Origin of the sequence: Clostridium fungisolvens (assembly GCF_014193895.1) — a bacterium.
Taxonomy (GTDB): Bacteria; Bacillota; Clostridia; order Clostridiales; family Clostridiaceae; genus Clostridium_AR; species Clostridium_AR fungisolvens.
In genome coordinates, this window is sequence record NZ_BLZR01000001.1 from 3571540 (window position 1) to 3585883 (window position 14344).

Annotated in this window: 12 protein-coding genes; 1 reads left to right on the forward strand and 11 read right to left on the reverse strand. The window is 32.4% G+C overall.

Annotation, left to right across the window (positions count from 1 at the left end; genetic code table 11):
• Positions 1-10: 10 nt before the first annotated feature.
• The 8 genes from bsdtw1_RS15810 to murG all read right to left on the reverse strand — a co-directional run bounded on the left by bsdtw1_RS15810 (position 11) and on the right by murG (position 10249).
• Positions 11-499, reverse strand: coding sequence for a chemotaxis protein CheD (locus bsdtw1_RS15810; protein WP_183278521.1), 489 nt, complete (start codon positions 497-499; stop codon positions 11-13).
• 9 nt (positions 500-508) lie between these two features.
• Positions 509-958, reverse strand: a complete 450-nt coding sequence (locus bsdtw1_RS15815) for a chemotaxis protein CheW (RefSeq protein WP_183278522.1) — start codon at positions 956-958, stop codon at positions 509-511.
• A gap of 11 nt (positions 959-969) precedes the next feature.
• Entirely contained in the window at positions 970-2871 is a 1902-nt protein-coding gene (locus tag bsdtw1_RS15820) for a flagellar assembly protein A (protein ID WP_183278523.1), read from the reverse strand.
• A 103-nt stretch (positions 2872-2974) separates the two neighbouring features.
• Positions 2975-3799 carry an aminotransferase class IV gene (locus bsdtw1_RS15825; RefSeq protein WP_183278524.1) on the reverse strand — a complete coding sequence of 275 codons (825 nt, stop codon included), beginning with the start codon at positions 3797-3799 and terminating at the stop codon, positions 2975-2977.
• Between the two features lie 189 nt (positions 3800-3988).
• Entirely contained in the window at positions 3989-4363 is a 375-nt protein-coding gene (locus bsdtw1_RS15830) for a DUF1292 domain-containing protein (protein WP_183278525.1), read from the reverse strand.
• A gap of 458 nt (positions 4364-4821) precedes the next feature.
• Positions 4822-8343, reverse strand: coding sequence for a pyruvate:ferredoxin (flavodoxin) oxidoreductase (gene nifJ / locus bsdtw1_RS15835; protein ID WP_183279831.1), 3522 nt, complete (start codon positions 8341-8343; stop codon positions 4822-4824).
• A 126-nt stretch (positions 8344-8469) separates the two neighbouring features.
• Positions 8470-8895 (reverse strand): flavodoxin, encoded by a 426-nt coding sequence (locus bsdtw1_RS15840; protein WP_183278526.1) that lies wholly within the window; start codon positions 8893-8895, stop codon positions 8470-8472.
• Between the two features lie 271 nt (positions 8896-9166).
• Positions 9167-10249 (reverse strand): undecaprenyldiphospho-muramoylpentapeptide beta-N-acetylglucosaminyltransferase, encoded by a 1083-nt coding sequence (murG, locus tag bsdtw1_RS15845; protein ID WP_280514152.1) that lies wholly within the window; start codon positions 10247-10249, stop codon positions 9167-9169.
• Positions 10250-10485: 236 nt separating this feature from the next.
• Here murG and bsdtw1_RS15850 point away from each other — a divergent pair, with 236 nt between their 5' ends.
• Positions 10486-10668: an alpha/beta-type small acid-soluble spore protein gene (locus tag bsdtw1_RS15850; protein WP_183278527.1), complete on the forward strand. Its 183-nt coding sequence runs from the start codon at positions 10486-10488 to the stop codon at positions 10666-10668.
• A 46-nt stretch (positions 10669-10714) separates the two neighbouring features.
• Here bsdtw1_RS15850 and recJ read toward each other — a convergent pair whose 3' ends face one another.
• The 3 genes from recJ to bsdtw1_RS15865 are packed head-to-tail and all read right to left on the reverse strand — an operon-like array spanning position 10715 to position 14331.
• Positions 10715-12490, reverse strand: coding sequence for a single-stranded-DNA-specific exonuclease RecJ (gene recJ, locus bsdtw1_RS15855; RefSeq protein WP_183278528.1), 1776 nt, complete (start codon positions 12488-12490; stop codon positions 10715-10717).
• Between the two features lie 11 nt (positions 12491-12501).
• On the reverse strand, positions 12502-13713 hold the full coding sequence (locus bsdtw1_RS15860) for a M16 family metallopeptidase (protein WP_183278529.1): 1212 nt from the start codon (positions 13711-13713) through the stop codon (positions 12502-12504).
• Between the two features lie 57 nt (positions 13714-13770).
• Positions 13771-14331: a DJ-1 family glyoxalase III gene (locus bsdtw1_RS15865; protein ID WP_183278530.1), complete on the reverse strand. Its 561-nt coding sequence runs from the start codon at positions 14329-14331 to the stop codon at positions 13771-13773.
• Positions 14332-14344 lie beyond the last annotated feature (13 nt).

A 14344-nucleotide genomic window follows, 5' to 3' on the forward strand; every position in this document is an offset into this window, starting at 1 on the left:
TATCACTCCATTAAAGTTCTATAATACCTTGTCCTACAATCTTTATTATTACCTTGCCAGTTTTTGAATCTAAAACCATTGTCCTTCCTTTGTTTCCACCTAGATGGGAAGCAAGAACTTGAAGTTGTAATTCTTTTAAAGTCTTCGCTACAGCCTCACCATTTCTTTTTCCAATATCACTTATCATGCTTTTATCGGAAAAATTAAACATCGATGCTCCTCCAGCTATTTTTACAATCAAATTCCTTTTTTGACACCCTAATTTCTCCATCTTTTCAATTAGAATCGGAATAGCTAGATCAGCAAATTTATATGGATTTTTCACTTCTTTAAACTGAGTCGAATCAGGCAACATTATATGTGACAACCCACCAATCGATTTAACTTTATCGAATACTGCTATTCCAACACAAGAACCTAGTCCTATGGTCATTATTTTATCTGGATAACTTACAGTATTTAAATCAGCAATACCTACTTTAATTTCTGCATCTATCATAGAACCACCTTATAGCAACTTAGTTTTTTCTTCCTCTGTTAAAATTTTAGATAAATCTAAGAGGATTACTATATTTTCCTTTAATCTTATTAGTCCTTTTATGTATCTTCTTGAAATACTTGCAGCAATTGCTGGAGGGTTTTCTATTAAATTAACTTCCACATCTTTAACTTCATAAACATTATCTACGATAATACCCATCTTAGATTCATTTTCCTTAACTACAATAATCTTTGTTTCAGCTAAGTTTACTTTAGTATTAAATCCAAACTTTTTAGACAAATTAACTACAGGTAAAATACTTTCCTCATAATTAATAACTCCATCAACAAAACTTGGTACATCAGGTAACACCGTTGGTGTTTCATAACCTAATATTCTTTCTACTTCCATTATGTCAGTAGCGTAATGTTCTCCATTTAAACTAAAAATCAGTAACTTTATTTCCTTGTTAGCCATTTTAATCCCCCTTATAAGCGAAACTTATCTATTATTATATCTCCAAGCTCATCCATGTATACATGAACATCCCTTGAAGGCTCTTCCAGGACTATTTCTCTTTCTCCAATAGCAAAAATAGTATTATGATATGCAATATCAGCATATATGTGCCCAATTTTCGAAACAGAAGCCTTAGTTTTAACCCCACCAGTGCTACCAATAGTCTTACATTTTATTTCATTTTCAGCTTTTAGATATCCCCCTCTAGACACGCTGCCGTTTTGAGTAAAAATTATACTTCCACTGCATGTTAAATGAGATATATATTGTCCTTTTCCATTTAGGTATATATTCCCGGAAGAACTTACTGTTGAATCTTGACAATAATTTATAATAATATCAGCAGGTATATTAATTTTTCCTTGGATATTTTTAATACATTCATCTGCTAATACCACAAGCTTGTTCAATTCGCTAAAATGCTTTATTGTTGTTGGTCCAAGACCTATAAGCATCTGCCTTACTAACCTACTTATATTTTTACCTTCTTCATCAGATTTAGAAAATAATCTAATTATATTTAAAGAATTAGTTGTTATACTCTTAAATTTATTCTCAATTAAAACCTTTATTATTTCACCATCACTTCTGTCAAGTCCCAATAATTTATGTTCTTTAATTTCTAGTATTGTACTAGTTAGCTGCAACATTGAACTTTTCAAGTTTTGTAACTCATCCAATTGTTGTTGTATTAAGAAGTCTTTTCCTCCAGCCTCAATAGTCGATCCAATTATACTGCCTTTTATCAAAGTTTGATCGTTTGAAATAATATGAGAACCCTCTACAGAACCATCAATAGTTATAGATTTTCCAGCTTTTATAGTCATTCCTTGACTAACATTTGCTCCTATATGTATATCACCAGTGAAGTTAAGATTTCCAGAAGCTAGGTTCACATCAGATGTTGCTTCATATATTTTATTCACTGATATAGTATTGTTTTTAAAGTCTGGTCTTCCATCTACAGTGGCAATTATATTACTACCATCAATTTTACATCCTTCGCCTGCATTTAATTGTAATTCTTTATACTTTTCAGGCTTTATAACCTTGCCACTTATATTTATACCTGGCTTTCCTTCTGATCCTTTTATTAGTGTTGCTATTATTTCTCCTGATTGAACAGTGACTATTTGATTCATATTCCTAAAGTCAATTGTCTCATCTTCAGCCACAATTTTCTTTTGTTTATCTTTGAAAAGTATAGTCAATTGATCGTGTACTGTATCTCTAACTCTTTTACCTTCTGCAACTAGGATTTCTCCTTGTTCATCACCCTCGCACAAAGATTTTAAGTTTTCTAAAATTATACCACTTACAATTCCTCTTTCAGATAAAATCTTCTTAATTTCAAGTTCATTAAACTTAGGAGGATATTCTTCGTAGTCAATTTCTATTTTTAAATTTAATACACTCACACTTTCTGAATCACATAATTTATATACTCTCTTAGGAAAATATTTAACTGAAGCCATTGCAGTCATATCATCATCTGATGTAACTATATTTATTTCCCTTTTTGCTTCTTGATTTATAATATCATACCTTATAGAATTATTTTCGGTTATACTACAAAAATCTTCAACTTTTTTGTTATCTATATATAGATTGATATTTTCACTTGTGAATAATTTTGCAGGTGCTCCCTGTTCTAGAGGATTGGCAACTATAAAACTTCCATCTTTTACAGCGACCTTTCCATCACAATCTGATGTATTATTCTTGGGTGAAACTCTAATTTTGTATTTTCTTCTAAGCATACCTTTTTTCTCAATCACTTCATAATCAAAATCTTCTGCAGATATATTAAGTTCCTCTTCTGCTAATTTGATACATTCTTCAATAGTTAATGCTTCATATACATATTCCATAATTACTCACACCCCCCCAAGAGTCATTTACTGCTTTTAGTATACCATATTAAGGTTTAATTGTAATTTAAATTTTAATGCGAATTATAATTTCATTCAAATATTATTTAGCAGATTTAATGTATTCATCAATTTTCTTATTGTATAGTCTTATTAATTCTAAAACTAATGTGTTCTTTGGCGAATTTAAAGTTATTTTATCTACATTCGCGATTGGAAGAATCTTCGGAGATGTGCCTGTTATAAACATTCCCTCCAAGGATGCAATATCTCTATAAGATACTTTTTCCTCCTTTATTGATATATTATTATCTTTACAAATGTCTATTATGGACCCTCTTGTCACCCCTGGAAGAACATCTTCCAATGGAGATGTTAGTATTTCATTGTCTCTTACCATGAATATATTAGATTTACTTCCTTCTGTTATAAAACCATTTCTATCTACTAAAATAGCCTCGTAGCATTTTTTTTCGCTTATTTGTTCATTTACTAATGTTCTGAAATCATTATTCACTATTTTTGCATTAGGATTTTCTCTTTCTCCAAAGAATAGTGTAGTATTTACACCATTTTCGTATTGATCATTCGTAGGATATGAATGCTTAACAAAGTATACTAAAAGATTTTTTTCATTACTTTCTGAATCCATTAATAATTTTATATTTCCTTCAAATACATTGACTTCTTTTATTAGAGTTTCAATTTGCTCCTTTATTTCCTCCTTATCATACTTCATCTCCCTATTTATCAAAGAAAATGAGTTATTCATTCTTTCCAGATGCTTTTCTAAAAAAAGAGGCACTCCATCTATTACTCTTATAACTTCATATACTATTCCTTTTCTTCTTAGTATATTATCGTCAAATTTTTCTTTAACTCTAGATGTACCATTTAAAATAAATTTATTTGAATAACATTCACTCATTTTTATCCCCTCAATTCACAGTTTTATAATTTTGAATGGATGTACAACTTCGCAATTAAATTTATATTTTCATATTGAAGTAATACATCTTTATCTACTTTATATTATATATTAATTAATAAATACCATACAATTATGTGATTAAATAATTGTATATAAAAAAAAGGCGGTATAAACCGCCTTCTCCAACTATTGAGCTAATTCAGACTCATAGTACTTTGTAACTTCTTCAAATTCTTCATCATCAGGTATTGTAAGTTCTCCTTCTTCGCCCTCTGATTTGAATAAGTATACTGATCCATCATTAGGGTTTTGAACTAAAACATATTCTTTTTCTTTATATTCAAAAGCATCTATAACTTCACAACTTACTACATTGCCGTTTTCATCTTCTAAATCTACAACGAAGCTTTCATGATCATGATCATGGTCATGGCCACATCCACAGTCTTCGTCTCCGCAACCTTCGTCGCCACAGCCACATGTATTTTCTTCTTTTAATTCTAAACCATTATCTTCGCAGCCACAGCCACATCCGCAAGTATCTTTTTCTTTATCTGACATATGTGATTCACACAATCTAAATGATGTGTGAAATTCACCTCCTTTAATAAAATAGTATGTTTTAATTTTACCCTAATATTAGGATTAATAAAAGCTTTTTTTATTCTATAATAAATATTATTACTTTTAACGAGGCTTTATACATAGAAAATTAGTGTATATCCCTATTATTTACTATAACAACTTCATACTATAGAAAAAAGATTTTATATTATCTAGCTTCCAACCTTCATATTATGATAAATTTTCATCCTTGTCATGCACAATTTCATAATTTTCTCATAAAAAATCACTAAAGAATTTCTATATTGAAACTTAAGTTACACTCGTTCTATAATCACGGCTTCAGGTGATTATCTGGCACGTATAACTTAATAGTTGAGTTAAGAATTCTATAAGCTCATACTTTTCAAGAAAACAAAGGAACTAGCAGAGCTAGTTCCCTTATTATTATTCAACTATTCTTGAGTAGCAAGTCTCTTATAGTTATCTAATCTTTCCATAGCATCTTCGTAAGTCTTTTCAAATAAAGCATCTGCAGCTTCTGGGAATGCCTTAGCAAGAGAAGCATATCTTACTTCGCCCATTAAGAATGCCTTAAAGTCAGCAGTTGGTTCCTTAGAATCAAGTGAGAATGACTTCTTTCCTTGTTCCTTAAGTGTTGGGTTGTATCTGTACATTGACCAATATCCACACTCAACAGCTTTCTTAGCTTCTAATTGGCTGTTACCCATACCAGCTTTTAATCCATGGTTTATACATGGAGCATAAGCTATTATTAATGATGGACCTGGATAAGCTTCAGCTTCAGCTATAGCTTTAAGAGTTTGGTTCTTATCTGCACCCATTGAAACTTGAGCAACATATACATAACCATAGCTCATAGCCATCATTCCAAGATCCTTCTTCTTAGTTCTCTTACCGCTAGCAGCAAATTTAGCTATTGCAGCAGTTGGAGTTGACTTAGAAGATTGTCCACCTGTATTTGAGTAAACTTCTGTATCAAATACAAGAACATTTATATCTTCTCCTGATGCAAGAACGTGATCTAATCCACCGAAACCGATGTCGTAAGCCCAACCGTCTCCACCGAAGATCCATTGTGATCTCTTAACTAAGAAATCTTTTTCTTTTAATATTTCTTTTGCTATTTCAGCAGTTTCAGTTTCTAAAGCAGCTATAACTCTATCAGCTCTGTCTCTAGTACCTTCACCGTTGTTCATGTTTTCTAACCAGTCACCTAAAACAGCCTTAGTTGTTTCACTTAAATCAGCTTCTAATGCAGATTTAACTGTTACAGCTAATCTTTCTCTTATAGCAGCAACTCCAAGGTACATACCCATTCCAAACTCAGCATTATCTTCGAATAATGAGTTTGCCCATGCTGGACCATGTCCAAGATGATTCTTAGTGTATGGAGTTGAAGGAGCAGATCCTCCCCAAATTGATGAACATCCAGTAGCATTAGCTACCATCATTCTATCACCGTATAATTGAGTTACTAGCTTAGCGTATGGAGTTTCTCCACAACCAGCACAAGCACCTGAGAACTCAAGTAATGGTTGTTCAAATTGGCTTCCTTTTAATGTTGTCTTACTCATTGGGTTAGCTTTTGGAGCTACCTTTTCTGTTGCATATTCCCAAGCTGGAATTTCAACATGTTGTGAAGCTTGTGGCTTCATTATTAAAGCTTTTTCTGGAGCTGGACAAACTTGAGCACAGTTTCCGCATCCTGAACAGTCAAGAGGGCTTACTGCCATTGTGAATGACATTGGTTCAGCAGTCTTAAGAGCCTTAGCTGCAACTATCTTCATTCCTTCTGGAGCATTGTTCTTTTCTGTTTCACTTAATAAGAATGGTCTGATTACAGCGTGTGGACATACATATGAACATTGGTTACATTGTATACACTTATCTGCTTGCCATTCTGGTACGTTTATAGCAATACCTCTCTTTTCGTAAGCAGCTGTACCATTTTCAAAAGTTCCGTCTTCCATTCCACCTAGGAAAGCTGATACTGGAAGTGAATCTCCTTCTTGTCTGTTCATTGGTTCAACTATCTTAGTTACGAATTCTGGCTTAACCTTAGTTTCAACAACTTCTGCATCAACTGCATCAGCCCAGCTTGCAGGCACTTCTATAGCAACAACTGAGTCAACACCCTTGTCTATAGCAGCATTGTTCATATCAACAACGTTTTGTCCCTTCTTACCATATGAAGAAACAACTGCGTCCTTTAAGTACTTGATTGCATCTTCTACAGGGATTATGTCAGCTAGTTTGAAGAATGCTGATTGCATTATCATGTTTATTCTTCCACCAAGACCGATTTCTTGAGCTATCTTAACAGCATTTAAAGTGTAGAACTTAATGTTGTTCTTAGCGATATATCTCTTATAGCTTGCTGGTAATTTTTCTTCTACTTCTTCTGGTGTCCAGATAGTGTTAAGTAAGAATGATCCATTCTTCTTTAATCCATCTAGTACATTATACTTGTACACATATGATTGGTTATGACAAGCAACGAAATCAGCTTTGTTTATTAAGTAAGGTGATTTTATAGCTTTCTTACCAAATCTTAAATGTGATACAGTTATACCACCAGATTTCTTTGAATCATATGCAAAGTAACCTTGAGCATACATATCAGTATGGTCACCGATTATCTTTATAGCACTCTTGTTAGCACCAACAGTACCGTCTGATCCAAGTCCCCAGAACTTACAAGCTTTAGTTCCTTCTGGAGTAGTATCTATATCAGCTGTTACAGCATCTAATGATGTATTAGTAACATCATCTACTATAGCAACTGTAAATCCATCTTTAGGCTCGTCCTTAGTTAAGTTTTCATAAACTGCAACTATATGAGCTGGAACAGTATCCTTTGAACCTAAACCATATCTTCCTCCAACTATTACTGGAGCATTTTCTTTTCCATAGAAAGCATTCTTAACTTCTAGGAATAATGGTTCTGCAGCTGATCCTGGTTCTTTAGTTCTATCTAAAACAGCTATTTTCTTAACTGTTGAAGGTATAACCTTTAACATTCTTTCAACTGAGAATGGTCTGAATAGTCTAACCTTTACAAGACCAACTTTGTTTCCATTTGCATTTAAGTAATCTATAGTTTCTTCTACAAGGTCAGTAACTGATCCCATAGCAACTATAATTCTGTCAGCATCTGGTGCTCCATAGTAATCGAAGCAGTGATACTCTCTACCAGTTAACTTAGTCATTTCAGCCATGTAGCCTTCAACTATTTCTGGTACTGCATCATAGAATTTATTAACAACTTCTCTTTCTTGGAAGTATACATCTGGGTTTTGTGCTGTTCCTCTTGTTACTGGATGATCAGGATTTAAAGCTCTTCTTCTGAATGCTTCTACTGCATCTGTATCAAGAAGTTTAGCTAATTCATCATACTCTAAAACTTCTATCTTTTGTATTTCATGTGATGTTCTGAATCCATCGAAGAAATTAACAAATGGTATTCTTGATTTTATAGCTGTAAGGTGAGCAACTGCTGATAAATCCATAACTTCTTGTACAGAACCTTCAGCTAACATTGCAAAACCAGTTTGTCTTGCAGCCATAACGTCTTGATGGTCACCGAATATATTTAATGAATTTGCAGCTAATGCTCTAGCTGAAACATGGAATACTCCTGGTAGTAATTCACCAGCAATTTTATACATATTTGGGATCATTAATAGTAAACCTTGAGAAGCTGTAAAAGTTGTAGTTAAAGCTCCTGCTTGTAATGAACCGTGAACTGCACCAGCTGCACCAGCTTCTGATTGCATTTCCATTACCTTTACCTTTTGTCCAAATATGTTCTTTCTTCCTTGAGCAACCCATTCATCAACATGCTCTGCCATTGGTGATGATGGTGTTATTGGGTATATAGCTGCTACGTCTGTAAATGCATATGCGATATGTGCAGCAGCAGTATTACCATCCATAGTTTTCATTTTTCTAATTGCCATCGAGTTGACCCCTCTTTCTTATATTGTTTTGATAATTGTTTTGTATGATGAGTTATTCTAAAATAATAAAATTTTAGAAAAATAAGATTGACTGTTATTTTTGATTATTTACTGAGAGTTCTATCTTGCAAGCTCTTTTCCTAGTTCTCTAGCTTTTCTAAGTTGCTCTTCACTAGGTGATTCTTTAACTGCAAGAATATCAACTACATTAAAACCATAATCTTTCATTCTATCTGACCAATCGATTATGAATTGACCTTCATCCCAACCGTATGATCCAAAAAGAATTAGTTTTTTGCCATTGTTAGGCAGTAACTTAAATTGGTTTATGTAAGGTTCCATCTCTTGTTGTTCTATTCTATTACTGTCCATTGATGGACTTCCAAAAGCAACTGAATCGGCATTAATAACATCATCAACAGTAGCATCAGTTACATGTTTAATCATAACTTGTGCGCCATTTTCTTTGGCACTTGCTGCTATTGCATCTGCTAAAACTTCAACGTTTCCCCCGTTGCTCCAGTAAATTATTGATACTTTCTTCATCGTAACAGCACCTCATTCGCTTGTTAAATTCTTAACAACTTGTTGTGGCTACAAATTCTGCCCTTTGTCCACATAAATATTATACAGTATGGAAATTATTTTTCAAGTTTCATATTTTAATATATTTCGTAAATTTATTCATGCAGAGCACAAACCAGTATAATACCACCTATTTTCATTACAAAATCCCTTATTTGCTTGTTAATACTAATTATTCTATTTTATCGAACTATTTTTTAAATTTTCTCTCAATTCCGCATTTTTGGAAAAATTATTTTTTCTCTTTAACACAATTCATTATTACTGCAACTATATTAGATACTCCGTCCTTACCCTTACTCTCACGCATATTGCTTATATATTTATTTCTGTCATTTTTTAATATCTCCAGTTGCTCTAAAAGTTTTTCTTTTGTTAGCTCTTCATCCTCTATAACAAGACTATATCCGTTTTCCTTAAATGACCTCGCATTTAAAACCTGATCTCCTCTGCTAACCTTTGCTGATAACGGAATGAGAATATTAGGTTTTTTTAAAGCTAGTATTTCAAATATTACATTTGCTCCTGCTCTTGAAATAATATAATCTGCGGCATTCATTAAATGTGGCAACTCTTCAGAGACATACTCAAACTGAACATATCCCTTTATATCTTTACAAGATGAATCAAAGTTCCCTTTTCCGCATATATGAATAATATTGTATTTTACTACCAACTCTTTTAATGAACTTCTTATAGTTTCATTTATTACTTTTGACCCAAGGCTTCCACCTATAACAAATAGTACCGGTTTATTATCATTAAATCCACACAATCTCTTTCCTTTTATAGCACTGCCTTCAAATAATTCTTTTCTTATAGGCGTGCCTGTATAAACACCTTTGTTATCTTTTATATATTTTAGACTCTCTGAAAAAGTTACACAGAGCTTATTGCAAAATGGCGCTGCAAGCTTATTAGCAAGCCCAGGAGTTATATCTGATTCATGAGATACCACTGGTATTTTTTTAATTGATGCGGCTATAACAACAGGAACAGTAACAAATCCTCCCTTAGAGAACACTATATCTGGTTTTTCTTTTGTTATTATTTTATAAGCCTCTACCATTCCTTTTACTACCTTAAATGGATCCGAGAAATTTTTCACATCAAAATATCTCCTAAGCTTACCACTAGATATCCCAAAGTACTCCATATTAGAGGAGTTTTTTATTATATCTTTCTCTATCCCATCTTTACTTCCTATGTATTTTATATCAAAGTTTTCTTTCATCAGCTCAGGTACTAGCGCAAGGTTAGGAGTTACATGTCCTGCAGTTCCTCCACCAGTCATAATTATTTTATATTTTTCCAAAAAATCATCCCCTTAAATTTTTCCCTAATTGAATTATAGCCAACTATATTATATTAAAATCAGTTAAAAAGATGAACTAGATTTTTTAATATAGACTTAATTAATTACTTTTATACCATCAATATTATAATATCAATTTATAACATTAAGGACAAAATATTATTGTGTTCTTAAACATTGTCTAAAGCTAATTAAAAAATATAACAACACAGTTAATTAAATGGGAGGTGTATTATATGGCTCAAAAGGTATTGATACCAGAATCTAAGAACGGATTGTCTAAATTTAAATATGAAGTCGCTAATGAACTTGGGGTTCAATTTTCAGACTATAATGGAACTATTTCTGCAAACCAATGTGGGAAGGTTGGTGGAGAAATGGTAAAGAGAATGGTTGAACAGTATGAAAAAAGTTTATAATTTTCAAAGCAACAGGGATACGATAAGCATATCGCACCCCTGTTTATCATAGTCTAATACTTTTAATTATCGCTTGAATACTTCTATTACCGTTATACTCATTTACAGAAGGATAAAAAAGGAAATCCATTTTAAAGTTACAAAATGAAGTATCTAAAGCCCTAAGAAATTCATTTTCTCCATATTTATCGATGAATTGCTCTTTAAATTCTTCATATTTATTAAAGCAAATTCCATCCATGCTATAATTGCTACCAAGCATCTTAAACCTAAACTTTAATATATTCTTTTCTTTCCCTATAGTCCATATTCTAAGAGTTTCCACAGACTTTTCTCCAAACAAAGGAGTATTATTCCCTTTTCCAAATGGCTCAAGCTTCTCTAATTCATCTACAACTTGTTCATTTACATATGCTAAAGGAAGTCGCAAGTCAATTCGAACTTTTGGAACTATATCTTCATCCTTTAGCTTACAGCTTTCTAGCAACTTTTCTCTAAGTTTAGGTATATTCTCTTCCTTAACTGATAATCCTGCTGCCATTGGATGGCCACCAAACTTATCCAACAATTCTTTGCAATTGGATAATTCCTCAAACATATTATATTCTTCTATAGATCTTCCTGATCCTTTAGCCATTTCTTTTCCTTGCGTCAAAATCAAAGCCGGAACATTATACTTTTCTCTAATTCTACCAGCTACAATACCCGCAATACTTTCATGAATTCTATCATTATAAACTACTAACACCTTATCTTTTTCCATATGATTTCTTAAAATTTGCTCTTCAATTAGCTCAACACTCTCAGTAGTCATTTCTTGTCTTCTTTGATTTAATTCATGTAGTTCTTTTGCAAGTTCAGATGCTCTATCATTCTCATTTGTAATAAGCAGCTCAACTGACAAATCAGCGGTTTCTAATCTACCAGTAGCATTTACGCAAGGTCCTATTATAAATCCTAGATGATATGCTCCTACAACCTTACCATCTAGATTAGTTTGCTTCATCAAAGCTTTCAAGCCTATGTTTTTAGTATTATTAATTCTTTTTAAACCTTCTTTTACTAGTATCCTATTTTCATCTATTAAATCAACCACATCACATACAGTAGCTATAGCTGCAAATTCAAGTAAATCATAAGCCTTATTGTTTGAAATCCCCAAAGCTTCGTATAAGCACTGAACTAATTTAAACGCTACCCCAGCACCACATAGCTTTTTAAATGGATATTTACAATCATTTCTTTTAGGATTAACAACTGCATCTGCATTAGGGAACTTCTCAATGGTAGTCCCATCATCCTCTTTAAAAATCGGAATATCATGGTGATCAGTAATTATTACATCCATTCCTAGAGACTTAGCTAAATCTACCTGCTCAAAAGCAGCAATTCCATTATCGCAGGTTAATATTAACTCATATCCCTCTTCCTTTAACCTTCTTATTCTATTACTATTCATTCCATAACCTTCGTCTTCTCGGTTAGGGATATAATAATTATAGTTTGCATTACAGTTCTTTAATGCATTATTTAAAATTACTGTGCTGTTGACACCATCACAATCATAATCTCCATATATTATAATTTTTCTATTATTTTCAATAGCAAGCTTTATCATAGCTACTGCTTTATCCATATCTTTCATAAGGTGCGCATCATACAAATCATTTAGCTCGCCATATAAAAATTTCTCAGCCTGCCTTACATTAGTTATATCTCTATTTACCAACAATCTCGCAGTGAATTGGCTTATATTTAGTTCCTTTATAAGCTTATTTGCATCTGCAATTCCTTTATTTATCAAAAGCCAATTTTCACTCATATATATCTCCATTACCAAAGTACTTGCTTTGAAGGGTTCACAAATACTTTCTTTATCACGTTAATTATATCTTTCTTACTAATTTCGTATTCAAATTCTAACTCATCGAAAACCATTTTACCTCTTTTGTACATAAGTTCGTAGATTGTGAGCCTATTTGCTAGCACAATACTCTTTTCTAATTCTAGAGCACGCTTAAGTTTCAATCTCTTTATTAAATAATTAATATCAGCTTGTGTTAGCGTATTAAAATCACCAACTACATTATCAACAAGCAAATCTATGATATTAAGACATCTATCCACACTATTTTTAGATGTACTACAGTTAATAGAAAGCAACTTTATATTAGCTTCATTTTTCACAGCGCTGAATATCTCATATGCCAATCCACCTTTTGTTCTAACCTTATCAAACAATCTAGAACTTACACCTTCACCAAACCACATATTAAATATTCTAAGAGCTTCCACTTCTTTTGCGTCTAACATACTTATATCATATATATATTGTATTTTTGCTCCCTCAAATCCACTAACTTCCTTATAGTAAAGCCCTGAACTTATAGACTCACTGTTATCTACCGCTTTACTATATTCTCCTTTAAAATTAGAAAATATATTTTCAACTACTGTTTTTATATCCTCAAAAGAAATACTAGTAACTACTGAAATGACACAGTTTTCCGGCACATAGTATTTTTTGTAAAACCTTTTTAAATCATCTATATGGATTTCTTTTATTGAAGATTCAGTGCCGATGATAATATCTTTTAGCCTTTTTCTTTCATATGAATTATAAAACAACTCATCTTCACAATACTGGCTAAAATCTTCCTTCCATTCATTAAATTCTTGTATTATTACTTCCATCTCTTCCTTAAATCCAGCTTCACTTAAAGCAGGATTTAGTATTATATCAGCATATAAAGAGAAAGCTTCAACAAAATCTTCATTAGAGGAAGTTCCGTAATAAATACAATATGGAAAATTTGTCATTGCATTATTAAATCCCAAAAGTCTATCGCATTTCAAATTAATTTCATCTTCATCTAGAGTAGTTGTTCCCTTAAATAGCATATGTTCAAGTGCATGTGCGGTTCCAAGCTTGAAACCCACTTCTGCATTAGCACCAGCTTCAAACCCAATACAAAATGAAGTTACATAAGATTCTCTATGTTCATATAAGAGCCTAACTCCATTATTTAAAACAAACTTTTCCATAAAAACCTCCAAAAGAAAATTTAAAAGTTCCTAGAGGATCCCCTCTAGGAACAAATACTATTGGCTAAGTAGAAAATTAAACATCATACCTTCTTTTAAATCATTAGCTTCTTGTTCATATCCTAGTTTCTCTAGAAGTTTGAATGCAAAAGGCAATGTAGTAGCTGGCCCTCTACTTGTTATTATGTTTCCATCTACCACAACTAGCTCATCTTTATAAATACAGTGCTCTAATTGCTTATCAAACGATGGATATGAAGTTAATAGCTTACCGTCAATTATTCCTGCTTTAGCTAAAACGATTGGTGCAGCACAAATTGCTGCAACAATTTTTCCGGAAGCATAGTAATCTTTAACAAGCTCAATAACTCTTATATTTTCTTTAAGATTAGAAGCTCCTGGCATACCTCCTGGCAAAACTATAGCATCATAGCTATTTAAATCTTCATTTTCTAAAGTCATATCCGCCAATACTAATATATCATGAGATCCAGATACCTCTTTATCTTTAATGCTGCATGTTTGACACTCTACATTTGCTCTTCTAAGTACGTCAACTACAGTAAGCGCTTCAATTTCTTCAAAACCTTCCGCTAGTAATACCAATACCTTTTTCATATAACTTCTAACC

Excerpts from the sequence above, each read along its gene's own strand:
- bsdtw1_RS15830 (WP_183278525.1), bottom strand. The coding sequence starts at position 4,363 with ATGTCAGATAAAGAAAAAGATACTTGCGGATGTGGCTGTGGCTGCGAA.
- bsdtw1_RS15860 (WP_183278529.1), bottom strand. The coding sequence starts at position 13,713 with ATGGAAAAGTTTGTTTTAAATAATGGAGTTAGGCTCTTATATGAACAT.
- bsdtw1_RS15850 (WP_183278527.1), top strand. The coding sequence starts at position 10,486 with ATGGCTCAAAAGGTATTGATACCAGAATCTAAGAACGGATTGTCTAAA.
- bsdtw1_RS15825 (WP_183278524.1), bottom strand. The coding sequence starts at position 3,799 with ATGAGTGAATGTTATTCAAATAAATTTATTTTAAATGGTACATCTAGA.
- bsdtw1_RS15865 (WP_183278530.1), bottom strand. The coding sequence starts at position 14,331 with ATGAAAAAGGTATTGGTATTACTAGCGGAAGGTTTTGAAGAAATTGAA.
- bsdtw1_RS15815 (WP_183278522.1), bottom strand. The coding sequence starts at position 958 with ATGGCTAACAAGGAAATAAAGTTACTGATTTTTAGTTTAAATGGAGAA.
- bsdtw1_RS15820 (WP_183278523.1), bottom strand. The coding sequence starts at position 2,871 with ATGGAATATGTATATGAAGCATTAACTATTGAAGAATGTATCAAATTA.
- bsdtw1_RS15840 (WP_183278526.1), bottom strand. The coding sequence starts at position 8,895 with ATGAAGAAAGTATCAATAATTTACTGGAGCAACGGGGGAAACGTTGAA.
- bsdtw1_RS15810 (WP_183278521.1), bottom strand. The coding sequence starts at position 499 with ATGATAGATGCAGAAATTAAAGTAGGTATTGCTGATTTAAATACTGTA.
- recJ (WP_183278528.1), bottom strand. The coding sequence starts at position 12,490 with ATGAGTGAAAATTGGCTTTTGATAAATAAAGGAATTGCAGATGCAAAT.